This is a genomic window from Myxacorys chilensis (assembly GCF_059505265.1).
Genome location: NZ_JCACKG010000097.1, coordinates 1 through 13,521, shown reverse-complemented (window position 1 = coordinate 13,521; position 13,521 = coordinate 1). Strand labels below are relative to the sequence as shown.

Annotated in this window: 12 protein-coding genes and 1 pseudogene; 7 read left to right on the top strand and 6 right to left on the bottom strand. The window is 47.5% G+C overall.

Annotation, left to right across the window (positions count from 1 at the left end; translation table 11 throughout):
- Nucleotides 1-86 precede the first annotated feature (86 nt).
- Both bchB and AC5JLB_RS07585 read right to left on the bottom strand, forming a co-directional pair.
- Nucleotides 87-1,613: a ferredoxin:protochlorophyllide reductase (ATP-dependent) subunit B gene (bchB, locus tag AC5JLB_RS07590; protein ID WP_495873228.1), complete on the bottom strand. Its 1,527-nt coding sequence runs from the start codon at nucleotides 1,611-1,613 to the stop codon at nucleotides 87-89.
- 405 nt (nucleotides 1,614-2,018) lie between these two features.
- Complete coding sequence (locus tag AC5JLB_RS07585) at nucleotides 2,019-4,658, bottom strand: DUF4912 domain-containing protein (RefSeq protein ID WP_495873227.1); 2,640 nt, start codon at nucleotides 4,656-4,658, stop codon at nucleotides 2,019-2,021.
- A 345-nt stretch (nucleotides 4,659-5,003) separates the two neighbouring features.
- Between AC5JLB_RS07585 and AC5JLB_RS07580 the strand changes: the two genes are divergently transcribed.
- Nucleotides 5,004-6,473, top strand: coding sequence for a glycosyltransferase (locus tag AC5JLB_RS07580; protein WP_495873226.1), 1,470 nt, complete (start codon nucleotides 5,004-5,006; stop codon nucleotides 6,471-6,473).
- 79 nt (nucleotides 6,474-6,552) lie between these two features.
- On the opposite strand, the gene gifA is transcribed toward AC5JLB_RS07580, so the two are convergent.
- The gene (gene gifA / locus AC5JLB_RS07575) at nucleotides 6,553-6,741 is read right to left on the bottom strand and encodes a glutamine synthetase inactivation factor IF7A (RefSeq protein ID WP_495691901.1); all 189 of its coding nucleotides are present in this window, start codon (nucleotides 6,739-6,741) and stop codon (nucleotides 6,553-6,555) included.
- 227 nt (nucleotides 6,742-6,968) lie between these two features.
- Here gifA and AC5JLB_RS07570 point away from each other — a divergent pair, with 227 nt between their 5' ends.
- The 4 genes from AC5JLB_RS07570 to AC5JLB_RS07555 all read left to right on the top strand — a co-directional run bounded on the left by AC5JLB_RS07570 (nucleotide 6,969) and on the right by AC5JLB_RS07555 (nucleotide 10,890).
- Entirely contained in the window at nucleotides 6,969-7,805 is an 837-nt protein-coding gene (locus AC5JLB_RS07570; protein ID WP_495873225.1) for an alpha/beta fold hydrolase, read from the top strand.
- A 647-nt stretch (nucleotides 7,806-8,452) separates the two neighbouring features.
- Nucleotides 8,453-9,205, top strand: a complete 753-nt coding sequence (locus AC5JLB_RS07565) for a hypothetical protein (RefSeq protein ID WP_495873224.1) — start codon at nucleotides 8,453-8,455, stop codon at nucleotides 9,203-9,205.
- Between the two features lie 262 nt (nucleotides 9,206-9,467).
- Nucleotides 9,468-10,073 carry a hypothetical protein gene (locus AC5JLB_RS07560; protein ID WP_495873223.1) on the top strand — a complete coding sequence of 202 codons (606 nt, stop codon included), beginning with the start codon at nucleotides 9,468-9,470 and terminating at the stop codon, nucleotides 10,071-10,073.
- 151 nt (nucleotides 10,074-10,224) lie between these two features.
- Nucleotides 10,225-10,890 (top strand): hypothetical protein, encoded by a 666-nt coding sequence (locus tag AC5JLB_RS07555; protein WP_495873222.1) that lies wholly within the window; start codon nucleotides 10,225-10,227, stop codon nucleotides 10,888-10,890.
- On the opposite strand, the pseudogene AC5JLB_RS07550 reads toward AC5JLB_RS07555, so the two are convergent.
- The 3 genes and pseudogenes from AC5JLB_RS07550 to AC5JLB_RS07540 all read right to left on the bottom strand — a co-directional run bounded on the left by AC5JLB_RS07550 (nucleotide 10,851) and on the right by AC5JLB_RS07540 (nucleotide 12,542).
- Nucleotides 10,851-11,245, bottom strand: a pseudogene (locus tag AC5JLB_RS07550) (ParA family protein). The gene AC5JLB_RS07555 and the pseudogene AC5JLB_RS07550 sit on opposite strands and share 40 nt — an antisense overlap.
- 132 nt (nucleotides 11,246-11,377) lie before the next feature.
- Complete coding sequence (locus AC5JLB_RS07545) at nucleotides 11,378-11,893, bottom strand: hypothetical protein (protein WP_495873221.1); 516 nt, start codon at nucleotides 11,891-11,893, stop codon at nucleotides 11,378-11,380.
- 340 nt (nucleotides 11,894-12,233) lie between these two features.
- Complete coding sequence (locus AC5JLB_RS07540) at nucleotides 12,234-12,542, bottom strand: tyrosine-type recombinase/integrase (protein WP_495873220.1); 309 nt, start codon at nucleotides 12,540-12,542, stop codon at nucleotides 12,234-12,236.
- 275 nt (nucleotides 12,543-12,817) lie between these two features.
- Here AC5JLB_RS07540 and AC5JLB_RS07535 point away from each other — a divergent pair, with 275 nt between their 5' ends.
- A complete protein-coding gene (locus tag AC5JLB_RS07535; protein ID WP_495873219.1) occupies nucleotides 12,818-13,126 on the top strand; it encodes a DUF2188 domain-containing protein in 309 nt (102 codons plus the stop codon).
- Between the two features lie 7 nt (nucleotides 13,127-13,133).
- Nucleotides 13,134-13,259 carry a ribbon-helix-helix domain-containing protein gene (locus tag AC5JLB_RS07530; protein ID WP_495873218.1) on the top strand — a complete coding sequence of 42 codons (126 nt, stop codon included), beginning with the start codon at nucleotides 13,134-13,136 and terminating at the stop codon, nucleotides 13,257-13,259.
- Nucleotides 13,260-13,521: the final 262 nt, after the last annotated feature.

The following is a 13,521-nucleotide window of genomic DNA, read 5'->3' as shown; positions in this document are numbered from 1 at the left end:
AGATTTTATTTGCTTTGCTTCCCCTGCCGCTTCTAACTAGCAACTTAAGTTATTATTCGATTAGCGACACCCTAGTTAGAAGAGCCTTATGCGCCCACCGCTTCCTTAGCGGCGTATAGCACTTCAGCCGTAATCTCAGGGATGTTGCGATCGCGAGCAAATTTCTCAGTGTTACGCTTCACCTTGCCGCGTACAAAGCCCGGAATCTTATTCAGTTCAGCCAAACCATCGCGGCTCCAACCCAAGTTAGACTCAGCAGACATCGTTTTCGTAATGCCTTCTTTCGTGTCGTGACCACCAAAGATTTCGAGTAAGTGATCTTCCATCCCTAGCGTGAACGAGTTGTAGATCAAATCAACGAGGTGGTTCGTGCCTTCATAGCCCACAAACGGCTTGTAGCCCAAGGGGAAATTCTGAATATGAATCGGAGCCGCAATCACGCCGCAAGGAATGTCGAGGCGTTTGCCGATGTGACGCTCCATCTGAGTGCCAAAGATGGCAGAGGGTTCTATCTGCGCGATCGCATCGGCAATCTCGGCATTATCCTCGCTGATCAAGACGCGATCGCAGTATTGGCTCACTTCGTTCGTAAACCACTCGGCGTCATACTTGCAATACGTGCCAGCCAGGACAACGTGAATCCCCATCTCTCGCGACAGAATCTTAGTCAGTGCGGCGGCGTGCGTGTTATCGCCAAATACAACGGCTTTCTTGCCCGTCAAATTCTGACAGTCGATTGAGCGAGAGAACCAAGCCGCTTGCGACACAAAGCGAGTCTGCTCGTCAATAAACGCTTCGTAATCAACATTTGCGCCTTGGGCATTGATGACTTCTTGAATCTTGCGAATGCAGCGAGCCGTGTCTACAATGCCCATCGGCGTAATATCAATGCAAGGCACGCCAAACTCTTGCTCTAGATACTTCGCTGTCATCATGCCGATTTCGCGGTAGGGCACCAGGTTAAACCAGGCACGAGGCATCTGCTTGAGTTCATTTACTGATGCGCCTTCAGGAATGACTGTGTTCACTTCGATGCCCAGGTCTGCCATTAGCCGCTTTAGCTCGGTACAGTCGTGAGTGTTATGAAATCCTAGCGTCGTCATGCCGATGATATTCACCGAAGGCTTTTCGGTCTTGCTCTCTGGCAGTTCACCTTTCTTACGCGCTTTCTCAAGGTAGAACTGAACAATCTGATGCAAACTGCGATCGGCGGCTTGCAGTTCGTTGTAGCGATAGTGATTTACGTCTGCCAACATCACGTCGCCCTTCGAGTCAATCTGGGCGCGATCGCAGAAGTTCTTCAGGTCTTCTTGCAAAATGCTAGAGGTGCAAGTCGGTGTTAACACAATCAGATCCGGGTGCTCTTCTTGGTCTTTGCGGACGATGTTATCGACCACCTTCTCCTGCGATCCCCGCGCTAGAACGTTGCGATCGACCACACTTGCAGTGACAGGCGTATAGTTGCGCTCCCGCTCTAGCATCGATCTCATCACATTAAAGTAGTCATCTCCTAGGGGAGCGTGCATGATGGCATGAACGTTCTTAAAAGAACTGGCGATGCGGAGTGTGCCAATGTGAGCGGGGCCTGCATACATCCAGTAAGCCAATTTCATATCGTCTGTCTCCCGTGTGCGAAGGATGAAGGGTGGAGGATGAAGGATGAGGAATGAAGAAGCTTACTTGTTTCATCCCTCATCCTCCACCCTTAGAAACTTTGGGTTTTATTGCTTTCAGCATTGTCTCAAACTACGGAAACCTGATGAAGAGTGCAGGGAGCGAGATCGCGCCGTTATCTCTTTGCCCAAAATCGCTTAAACTTCCTCCTGGTATGCGTTTGAGCAGTTCCTAACTAAACAGACGGTAAGCTTGGCTAGCAATGATTCTTAATGTCTACCAATCCTAATACCGACAAAGGATGTAGAACGTTTCCTAAAGCTCACAAAGCTCTCATTAACAGATGAAGGGGCGTTTCAACGAAACACCCCCTCACTTTGGGCTTATTTTGAAGCAGGAATATTTTACTGGTCAGATATCCGGACTGGAGTCGAGCGAGCTAACACTGCCCAGTATTCTCGCCCACTAGCATAGCCAAGCTCTACCATGTACGTGCGGTTACTTTGAGGAATCGGCAGATCACAACTGAGTGCCAAATCGTCTACATCAAACTGCTGGAACCTCTCCGGGGCTTGCTCCTCAAGATTGATATCGGTCACATCGTACAGCCGAAGAACGAGATTCTGATCCACCCGATTGACCGCAGCACGCTGACTTCTCGGTACATCCCAGTAGGCATAGGCCCATTGAGCATTGCGAGCGGTTAGCACAATTCTTCCTTCAGGTACAGTTCGTCCTTCCAGTGCAGTAGACATGCCCGCTTGATGGCTCACATTAGTGCCCACAGCCGATGAATCGTAGCGATCGATCGTGCGATCGCTGCTGTCAACCTCCGAACCGTTTGGCGGAGCAGAGGCATTGCGAGTCGGCTCCCGCTCTAACGTTTCCCGCTCTAATCTTGAGGTTCTCTCCACATTCTTACCGGACAGGAATGACCAAGCGGCGGCGGCTCCTGTGGCAGCGGCTGCCCCACCCGTTAATGCTGCATTCTCTGTCTGAGTCGTATCTTCAGCAACGTCCGGCGCTTTTTGTTTGAGGCCCTCAAACACGTTGCCGCTTCCGTCTTGAGGCGATTCCTTTGGAGTTGCGCGTTGCGCTGATTGCTCTTCGGTCGTCCAGTTCTGGAAGTCAGGCTGCCCGATCGCGGAGTCCCGATCCCCAGCTAAAAACGGTCGATCAGAATTGACAGCACCACCTGCCAAAGTAGTGCCACCAGCGACAGTTGCACCACCAGTTTGAGCGGTGCGGCCCAGAAAGGTAGACGAAGCAGGGACATGCACATGGGCTGACCGAGCAATCGAAATCCATTGACTACTCGCATTGAGGGAGCCTAGCTCGGCTAAATAATCGCGATCGGGCGTTGCGATCGCCAGCCGTTGTCGATGGGTCAGTTCATCACAGTCAAACTGCTGTACGCTATGCGGGCTTTGGGTATCCAAATCAATATCTGTTACGTCATACAGCCGAATCGCTAGGTTGTTTCCGCCTTGCTGCCGTAACGACTGCATCTGCTCGGGGGCAATGTCCCAGTACGCTTCTATTTCTTGCGGAGACCGAGCTTTTAGCACCACACGCGACTCTCCACCGCGTCCTGCCATATTGCGATTGCCTGAGGCAGACCACGCCGCCGCTCCTGTACCGGCTGCCACACCCCCTGCAAATCCTGCCGAGTTGAGCGGTGCGCTATTCGCACTGTCTACAATTGGGTCGCCCATCTCTACAATTGGATCGCCTATCAGATCGTCGCTTTCGATCGTCTGATCCGGAGTTTCTACAAAGCTAGCTTGAGAAGAGTCAGCTTGGAGAGAGCCAGCTTGGGAAGGCTCCCTCCCCCACTGCCGCGCTGCCCGATCTTCCTGGATGTTGTCCACTCTGCCTGCGCCGAGTTGCTCAGTCGAACGATCGGTCTCTGGAGGAGTAAAGCCCTGACCGGGCGTTTCTTCCTGAAATTCATTAGAGCCATAGCCGCCTGTTCTGCTGCCACTGCGCCGACTCTTGCCTAGCAGCCATAGCAGCCCTGCACCAGACGCGATCGGGAACAGCCACCACCAGTTCAGCCCATCTGCTCTACCCGCATTGGCGGTTCCGTCACCGCCGAATGAAGGTAAAAAGCCAAATAAGCCACCACCAGAGCCAGATCCGTTGGCTTTAGAAGGTTTTGCAGCGTTGTAGGTCGACTGATCGCCTGCTGGACTGGCGCTAGTTCCAGCTACTCCAGTACCTGCTTTCACCGCGCCTGCACTTGCAGAAACCGGATCGGCAACTCCAGCTTGCGCGATCGCGGTTTGACTGGCAGGCGCAGTCGCAAATCCTAGAAACGCTTGAGCTGCAGGACTGGGTTTCGCTGCGTTGTAGACGTAGTAGAGCGGTTGTGAGAAAGGATAGCGGGGATCACTCGGTGCTATACCCTGCATGGGCAAGGCTTTTGCGCCAGACTGGTTTTTGAGCTGATTTGAGGTAGTGTAGCCGATGCCGGTTTTACCGAGTTGTTTGACCAGCGCAGCAGTCGTGTCCACGTTGAGCTTTTTGGCTGTGCTACCCGTTTCAAATTTTCCTTGCTTAAAAACCGGATAGTTTTGGAACGCTTGACGGGTATCGCTGCTAGCGGGTCGATCGATAAATTGAACGGGCGCAGATGGACCGCCGACTTCTGACCAATTCTTGATCTCGCCTCGGAACATTTTGGCGAACTGACTGCTGTTGAGGCTTTTGGTAAAGGGATTGTTGGGGCTGACCACGATCGCGATTTTGTCACGACCAATCTGTACGGCGGCGAGTCCTTTCGCTTTTTCGGCTGCGGTTAGAGGACGCCCGATCGCGGCTAGATCAACTTTGCCATTGACCAAAGCTTGCAATCCTTGCGGTGCGCCTGCGGAGGCCGCTGTGACTTTTGTGCCTGGATACTGCTTCTCGAAGCGCTGTTCTAGCACTCGGTTGACGGCAACCATGCTGCTAGAACCATCGATCCGGACGTTGGTTCCTTTAGGAACAGAACCGGGAAGCTTGAATGCGGTTGCTTGTGCCTCAGCTGGAGCCTGTGCCATAGACGTAAGACTAAGGGAAAGCGCGAATCCGACGGCTGATAAAGATTTTGAATGCACCATACTTTTTACCCACGGTAGCAAAAACTTTTTTTACAACGATGCAGTCCTGTAAGACAAGTCCAAGCGCATACTAAAGCGAATTAAAATCTTTAGAATCTAGCGAAATCAATTGGGCTTGGCACTGTACTTGGCATTGTAAGAGAGGCATGAACTAAACTGAAAGACCCAGTTGGGCATCAATCTTGATTGCCATTACTTTAGGCCAAATTTTAACTTTTAGAAGTATCGTTAAGAGTTTATTAATATGAGAAGATCAGTAACCGTTCACTTGCTGATCATTATTCTGTGATTCAATCTGGAACACAACGCTCGATTTCTAGAAATCAAGACGCCTTCAAAGAGCAGGTGCGATCGCACTTTGATCAGATTGCACCCAAACTGGATCGATGGAGTCGAAGAAATCGCTATTACTATCAGGATTTAGACCGATTGCATCAATTTTTAATTCCGCCTAACAGCCGAGTTTTAGAGATTGGATGTGGAACGGGAAACTTGTTAGCAGCAGTCAACCCAAAACTTGGAATTGGTATCGATTTTTCGCCTTCTATCATCAGTATTGCCAAGGCTAAATATCCCCATTTGCAGTTCTACTGCCTAGACGCTGAAACACTTAATTCTGAAAGCTTTAAATCAGCGCAAACGTTTGATTTTATTGTCTTATCAGGCGTAATCGGGCATCTGGGCGACATTCAGCGAGTATTGCAAAATTTACATTCGTTTTGTCATGCGCGAACTCGATTAATTCTGACGTTCCATAACTTTCTATGGCAACCATTACTGCATTTTGCTGAAAAAATTGGGCAACGTCGTCCTCAACCGCCGCAGAGTTGGCTATCGTTTTCTGATGTTCTCAATTTGCTGCAAATTACAGGTTACTTGCCGGTGCGATCGGGGCGTCGGTTCTTAATGCCAAAACCAATTCCTGGCATTAGCTTTCTCTGTAATCGTGTATTAGCTCACTTGCCAATCGTCAACCATTTGTGCCTGACGCAATACATTGTTGCCAGACCACAGGTTGTTTTATCCTCACCGTCAGACACCTGTTCAGTGATTATTCCTGCACGAAATGAAGCGGGTAACATTGAGAGCGCGATCGCGCGTTTACCGCACTTGGGCAAACACACCGAAGTCATTTTTGTAGAAGGACATTCTCACGATGAAACGTGGGCAGAAATTCAGCGGGTGGTGAGAGCAGGACACCCTCATTTCACCTTAAAAGCCTTTCAGCAAACCGGGAAAGGAAAAGCTGATGCCGTGCGGCTTGGCTTTGCTCAAGCTACGGGTGATGTGCTGATGATTTTAGATGCAGATCTTACGGTTCAGCCTGAAGATCTGCCCCATTTTTTTGACGTGATCGCGTCGGGTCGAGGAGAATTTGCGAATGGGTCGCGACTCGTGTATCCGCGATCGGGCGAAGCGATGCCGTGGCTCAATAACTGGGCAAACAAGTTCTTCAGTCTTGCCTTTTCGTTTCTGCTCGGACAACCGCTTAAAGATACGCTTTGCGGCACAAAAGTGTTACGCCGCGACGACTACGAAAAAATTGCTGAGGGACGCCGTTATTTTGGCGATTTCGATCCGTTTGGCGATTTCGATTTGCTGTTTGGTGCAACAAAGTTAGGACTACATATTGTCGATGTGCCTGTTCGCTATCAGCCGCGAACTTACGGAGAGTCAAACATCGCTCATGTGCGCGAAGGTCTAATCTTGCTGCGGATGTGCGCCTACGCTTCACAAAAAATCAAGTTTTTTTAATCTCAGCGAAAAGGCGTTCCTCGACTAGAAGAACGCCTAATAATTCTTGGCTTGAAAGTTTGCTAAACAGTAATGCAGCTTAGCTTAAACCAACGTTGCTACGATCGTAGGTCTCAGAATTAGCGCTGCTGTTGTTAGAAACGATGTGAGCAGTTTCAGCGGGCATTCCCATCTCAGATGCCTTGCGACTCAACATAGTCTGCTCACGGTTACGGATCATGTGACGATGACGAACCATTAGGGCACGGGCTTGATCTTGAACAGACATAGTTGTTTCTCCTCTGTAATCTTTGGCTATGTGAATACTATATCAGATAAATTCTGTAGTTTAAGATACAGAATTTTAACTATGTTATGAGTTGCTGACAATCGCTTTTGAAGCAATCCTTCACAGCTTGCGGAGCAATTTCTTTGAAGTTGCACGTTGCGCTAATCGCTTGTTTCGGGCTGCCCTCAAAAGGTAAGCTCGAACACACAGCGACCGGAGGACACCTCATGGCAATTACCCAAAATGTAGAAGAGGTTGGAGGACTGACTTGGTTTTACCGAGATGCCGAGCCAGAGCGACAAAATGACCGCCCTCCGGTGCTGTTGCTACATGGCTTAGTGTCTCAGAGCTACAGTTGGCGGCAGGTGTTGCCTGCTCTAGAAGAACAGGGATTTAGAGCGATCGCACCCGATTGGATTGGCTGCGGCTATTCGAGTATGCCGGATCGCCGCGACTTTGCCTACACGCCTGACACCTATATTGAGGCGCTGAGCCAATTTCTCAAAAGGCTTGGACTAGAGCGCATGTCGATTGTGGCTCAAGGCTTTCTAGGCTCAGTTGGCATTCAGTATGCGTTGCGTTATCCAGAGCAAGTTGAGCGGCTGGCAATTTTTAATGCTCCGATTGCTCAGACGGCAAAATTGCCGTGGAAAATTCGGCAGATGGGCATTCCCCTTGCTGGGGATATGATGACGCAAGATCCATTACTTGTCGATCGCATTTTAGAAGGCGGCGGCGGATACCAAATTGACGAACAGGATTTAGGAATTTACCGGCGTCCGTGGATTAAGACTTCTGATGCGGGGCGATCGCTATTAAGGATGATTCAAAATTTGCAGCTTAAGGAATCAACAGCCGAAATCGAAGCAGGCTTATCGCACTGGAAACAGCCGCTTCTAATTGGATGGGGAGTGCGCGACCCGTGGTTGTCTATTGAAATGGGAAAATCTGTTGACCATGCAGAGTTTGTCGAACTTGATGAAGTGGGACATTACCCTCAAGAAGATTGGCATGAGAAAGTCAATGAGGTGTTAATTCCCTTTCTACGACGCCAGATTGTCTAGAACACTGATAGAAATGTACTGAAATGAGTAGACTTAAAGACTCTCTACTCATTTCATTCTCCAAATCCAATGCTCCGGGTTAGATGCTGCTTGGCCTTCATAGTCCTAAATGCGTTAACTCACCCATCATCTCCTACAAGCAGGACGCCTATTGCCCCAGCACACCTCTAGCAAAATGACATTTGTCTAGACGCTATTTACACAGAAGCAGGATAAATACGGAACGACGAACATCGACAAAGCTTCCTCGCCGTAGTAACACCTCAGTTTCGTATTACGGCATAACTGATTATCTAGACGAGTAGATTGAGCATTTTGTCTATAGTTAACAACATCAATCTCCTTAAAATACTTAGCTAGAAAACCAAACAGCAACTCTGTTATTTTCTCTGATTTTTTAATAATGCGTTCAATCTTCTTATGCAATAGATACTTCCATACAATCCATTTTAAGAAGTAAAAAATATAGTATTTGTTTATACAATTTTTATCTTAAGCTTGTCACTTTCACAACACAAAAGATTTAACTAACTATGTCTTAGGAGGAGTTAAGTCTCTATTTGTAATCAGTATGTTATTAGAGAACAAGCCGAAGATTAATGCACATTAGTTAAGCGTTAATTAAGCTGCTTTTAAGGAGAAAATTTATGATCAGCGAAAATCAGCAACCCACTACTCAGAGTGATAAATCTCAGTACGACAACATTTCTGCCAATCCATCCACGAAGCAGACATACAGCCGTTCAGCAGATATTAATACAAATGTGGGTTCGCAAACAGTTTCTCAGCCTACTGCTACCACTGCTACTAAAGTGCAATCTAAATCATCTCAGTCTGATGGTGGAATGAATCCGATATTAACTAGAGCTTTGATCGGAGGACTGATTGGTACTACCTTGGGTGCTTTGGCTGGTAAAAGAGTTTCGCAAGGCTTTAACTATGCGTTCAACGGTGTAGGAAAAGCTCTTGGTACAATCGGTCACGGGTTGGGTGAAACTGCTAAAGGGGTCGGTGAAGCTGCTCAAAGCGTCGGTCAGGGTGTGAGCTACGCTGTCGTTGGTGGAGCTTCGGAAGCAACGCAGAACATTGCTGGGGGAGTACAGCAAGTTGTTTCTGGAAGTACTAATGCAGTTCAGAGCGCAGTCAAAGGCGCGAGCCAAGCAATGGAAAGTACAGCAGCCTCTGTGAAAGAAACGACTCAGGAAGTGCAGAAGTCTGTAATTGATGCAGCAGACTCAGTTAAAAGCACAGCTGCTGATGCTGACATGCAAACTAGTCAAAACATGCAGAATCAAACCGAGGACCCATCTAATTACTGGAATGCTGGCTCAGATCCAGTGGTTGATGAAATGCTTGTAATCATTGCGGAAGACAATCCTGACAATCCTACTGTTTACTAACTGTTGACTCAAAGTAAACGATTAAGACCGTGAAACCATTTGGTTGCCAAGGGTTTCCGCAGGATTGCCTAGAGCAAGGCTGAGATGAAAACTTTCACCTCATAAGGTAGCCATAAGCATGAAGAAATTCTAGGTTTATGGCTATCTCAAAAGGTAGCGTTACATGCAGTGTAGAACTCAAAGCTGTTCATTTCTGCATCATATTTTTGTCAACCCAAACAAAAAATATTCAGCTTAATTTTGATACTAAGGAAATGACATCATGAGTAACAATAATTATCTTTTAACTCCCGAAGAAACAAGTGCTGATGAGTCTGCTAATCAATTCGATGACACAACTGCTACTCCAGGCAAAAATGGATTTTCAAAAATTGCGATCGGTATTTTAATTGGAGCAGCCTTGGGCGGGATTGCAGGTGCTTTGACGAGTAGAAGTACTGTAAATCGGGTGAATCAGACTGTCAAAGACGTTGGGAATTCAGTTAAAGGAGCAGCAGTTGGTATTAGCGAAGCTGTGAAAGAAGTCGGTAACGCAGTCAATAGTGTTGCTGTAGGTGTGAATGAAACTGTTAGAGACGTTGGAAGTGGTATAACGCGGGCGGCTGACGAAGTTACTGAAACCATAGAAACAACTGTTAGCGCAGTTAAGGATACGACTGATGGCGTTAATGCAACGATGGAAACTACAGTTGGCGCAGTCCAAAACACTGTAGCAACGATTCAACAACCTGATGCTCTTCGCTCCAGTAAGCAAGCTGATGCACAAGCTAATGCACAAACTGAATCCACCGAACAGATCGCTACTGCTTCTGATGGAGAAACGCTTTACCGATTAGTTCCTGTTGCTCAAGATACACCTTCTAAGTGAATTCGCCATACATTCTAGAACGCTACTAAGTTAAGGCACATCTGAATTGCACCTTGGTCAAGCTTAAGTGCAATTTGAGTGTGTTTCAAATTGAGGTTTGCAGAAATTAAGCGATTTATAATAGTACATCTCTAATACTTGAAAAATAATCATGGTTTCGTTTGCTAATTTCTTTAATAGAGAGAAACCTAAAGATACTCAACAAGGCTTAGATGCACCTAAGAAACAAGAATTTACGGGTGTGATGCAAGCAGTTGTTGAAGAGACAATCATGGCAACTGCTTATTGGCTAATTAGGTTAGTGAACAGCAGCTTAGAGAACAAAGCGGCTTCTCCAGCACAAGTTGAAGAGGAAATCATTGACAAGCCAATGACTGCTATAGAGGAATTAGTGCCTAAGGTGATTGGTTTAATCGAGCAATTGCACGATCGCACTCAATCCATGATTGCTTTAGAGAACCGTGTTTGTACAGTAGAAACCTCGCTCAAAGAAAATGCGACTTTAGAGCAATCAACACAAGTGTCTAACGAGTTAATTACGTCTTTGGAAAATCGCTTGATTGAAGTGCAAGAGTTAGCAAACGATGTTAAAAGTCTGACAGGAGAGATCGAGCAGTCTAGTCAGATCACGACAACGTTGGAGAATCGTATTGCTCGTTTAGAGAAATTGTTGAGTGAATATAGTGTGATTCCCAAACTGCTAAAGCAAAATTGCCAGACGATCGCTACCTTCCAACAGCGTCTTTTGCTCTTGGAGGTTTCTCAAGGCAAGAACCATCACTGCGATCGCGACGGCTGCACATCAATAAGAACGTAATCAAACAGATCCACCACTGATTTGAGCCGCAGTTTGAGAATGAATGCGCCTATTCCGCTGCTGCTAAGGAAATCTGAGATTTTGAATAAGCCGCGATCGGCAGGAATCACAAATAGATTCTCATAGCCAGTCGGGTAGATTCCATCCTCAGTTTTCACTTGTCCGTCAGCACCTCGAACAAACTTGGCTGACTCGGCTGTACCTTGTGATTGAGGTAAAAGGTGAGATTGGCTTGGGGGTCAGAGTCGATCGCGAGGACTTTTTTCCCTTGTTGAGCCAGGAGCAATGCTGTGAAAAAGATGCTGGTTGTCTTGCCTTGTCCACCGGAGAGCGAGATACAGGAGCAAGTTTGCATGGGGGGTATCTAAATTTGATAAGCAGAGAATACAAGACTTAAATCAGAATGTCTAGAAGTGTAGGTATCTAGATATCAAGAACACGTATATCAAGCGTTTTTGACTTGTAAAGATTATAATCACCCACAAAGTCACGGTTGCTCATTCGCTTCGATCTCCAACGCTTGGTTGCCAATATAGTTGACTCGAATCGCTTGACCTGAACGGATTCCCCTTGATGCTTCTCGATATGTTAGAGCATCCGTTTTAAGCACTCTATTCTCACAGCGCAGTTGGTAATCGACAGCACGCTGCAATAGGGGCGGATCGTTCTGTTCCTGAAGTTGGCGATGCTGATCCACTTCATCGGCAGTCGGACGAGAAGGCAGAGCAGCCCACCAAATTCCGTTGTCATCACTGGACACTCCATCGACAGGTCTCTCACCATTGAGATTGGTGAGGGTATTCCTTTGAAAGGCTTGCTTTCGTTGCGTATTCAACCCACCGCTGGTTTTGTTGATGTAGTAGTTCACTTCCCACGTTTGAGTCGCGACTGCGATCGCGCTATTACACTGAGTCGTTGGAATCAACCTAGTTTTCTCAGTGCAACCGTTGAGAGCCAGAAATGCAGCGATGATGGCGAATCGGCTTAGAGTAGGAAGTTTCATGGTTTTGAGGAAACGGGACAATTTCACTTTGGCAAATGGGAATGCCAACTGCACATTGATTAGTCCAGACCTCTGACTGAAACAGGAAGGGGCTTTTTCTGATTGAATCCTGAATTGCTAAAGCAGTTCTCCATCCGCGTCTACTTCTTCCCGTCGGACATCCACATACAAAGCAAGATTACTCAAGCTCGCGTGACCTGTCCGAGCCTGAATTCTTCGCAGTGGCACTCCCGCATCATGCAGCTTCCTAATGCCTGTGCGCGAAAGCTATGCGTTGAGATTCCCTTCCAGCCCAAATACTCACAGGTTTCTCTTAGCGCTAAATCTGCGGCTTAACGCGTTAAATGTCCTTTGGAACGACGGGAAACAAATAGCCGGACGTGGGCAGATCCACTTCGTTCAGTAGAGCTTGTAGCTTGACCGGAATCTTCACTTCACGAGTTCGTTTCGTTTTTGTGGTTCTGGCCCGAAACACGATGCGATCGCCAACGACATCCCCCGCTTTCAATTTGAGTGCTTCACTGACTCGACAAGACGTGTAGTAGCAGATCGAGAAAATGAGTCTCATTTCAGGACTAAGCTCGGCGAAGAGGATCTCAAGTTGACCTTCGCTGAGAGTTTCTGCTTGTCCGTTGCGATCAACTTTCATGGTTTCGTTTGACTTGCTCCTTTTTTCTTTTAGCAAGCTGATTTTAACGGTACAGATAGCCTTTCACCAATCGGACGAAAAATCGGTCTAAAAATTACCCTTTATTGAGAATGACCTCCGCCTTGTTGCTATTGCTCTGTAAGGGTCAGCTTGGTTAGCTCAGTTAGCAATTGCTTCGCAAGCTCCGAAGGATCACAACTCCTGATTCCAGCTTGGGAATTCTATGCTCAAGCGGTTAACTCGGTTTTCAGCGTCAACTTTTGGGAGTCTGATCCATGCCAAAGCGAAATCAATTTGTGGTTCCTCACTCTGACGGGTGGGCAGTGAAGAAGGAAGGGAGCAATCGGGTGACGGCCACCTTCGGAACTCAGGGAGACGCGATCGAGTATGGGCGCAACCTAGCCATTACTCAACGCTGTGAATTGGTCATCCACGATCGCAAAGGAAACGTTCGCAAGCGTCGGAACTACAACCATCCCCGGTATGCAGTTTTGCGCTATGAACAATTCAGGGCAGAGTATGCCTCTTATAAAGCTTCCCTAGAATCATCAACCCCTGCTTCAGAAAACGCATTAAAGGACTAACTACACTATGAGTAAGGGTCAACAGCCCATGGTCGGGGCTAGGGTTCCCCATCCTTGGAAAGATCAGATGGAGAGCATGTGTCAGGAGACAGGCAAGAGTGAAAGTGACATTGTGCGAGAAGCATTAGCCTAATATCTGGGGCGCACTGACCTCAACTCAGTTGAATCACTCATGAAACGAGTTGCCACGTTAGAACGGCAGTTGAAGAAGCTAGCTCAATTGGTCACGAGTTGAGCATCCTGATGATTTGCAGCAAACGATGATTTGACAGAATTGGGGCAATGTTAGCACTAGCTGGAGCGCGAAATAGGCGAAGCAGCAGACGGCGAGAGCGCAGCATATACAGCCTTTTTCGATCTAGTCAGGTACAGTAGCAGCAATGCGTGAACCAGGC

Coding starts and splice junctions, on each gene's coding strand:
- bchB (WP_495873228.1), bottom strand. CDS start 1,613: ATGAAATTGGCTTACTGGATGTATGCAGGCCCCGCTCACATTGGCACA.
- AC5JLB_RS07585 (WP_495873227.1), bottom strand. CDS start 4,658: ATGGCACAGGCTCCAGCTGAGGCACAAGCAACCGCATTCAAGCTTCCC.
- gifA (WP_495691901.1), bottom strand. CDS start 6,741: ATGTCTGTTCAAGATCAAGCCCGTGCCCTAATGGTTCGTCATCGTCAC.
- AC5JLB_RS07570 (WP_495873225.1), top strand. CDS start 6,969: ATGGCAATTACCCAAAATGTAGAAGAGGTTGGAGGACTGACTTGGTTT.
- AC5JLB_RS07565 (WP_495873224.1), top strand. CDS start 8,453: ATGATCAGCGAAAATCAGCAACCCACTACTCAGAGTGATAAATCTCAG.
- AC5JLB_RS07560 (WP_495873223.1), top strand. CDS start 9,468: ATGAGTAACAATAATTATCTTTTAACTCCCGAAGAAACAAGTGCTGAT.
- AC5JLB_RS07555 (WP_495873222.1), top strand. CDS start 10,225: ATGGTTTCGTTTGCTAATTTCTTTAATAGAGAGAAACCTAAAGATACT.
- AC5JLB_RS07545 (WP_495873221.1), bottom strand. CDS start 11,893: ATGAAACTTCCTACTCTAAGCCGATTCGCCATCATCGCTGCATTTCTG.
- AC5JLB_RS07540 (WP_495873220.1), bottom strand. CDS start 12,542: ATGAAAGTTGATCGCAACGGACAAGCAGAAACTCTCAGCGAAGGTCAA.
- AC5JLB_RS07535 (WP_495873219.1), top strand. CDS start 12,818: ATGCCAAAGCGAAATCAATTTGTGGTTCCTCACTCTGACGGGTGGGCA.
- AC5JLB_RS07530 (WP_495873218.1), top strand. CDS start 13,134: ATGAGTAAGGGTCAACAGCCCATGGTCGGGGCTAGGGTTCCCCATCCT.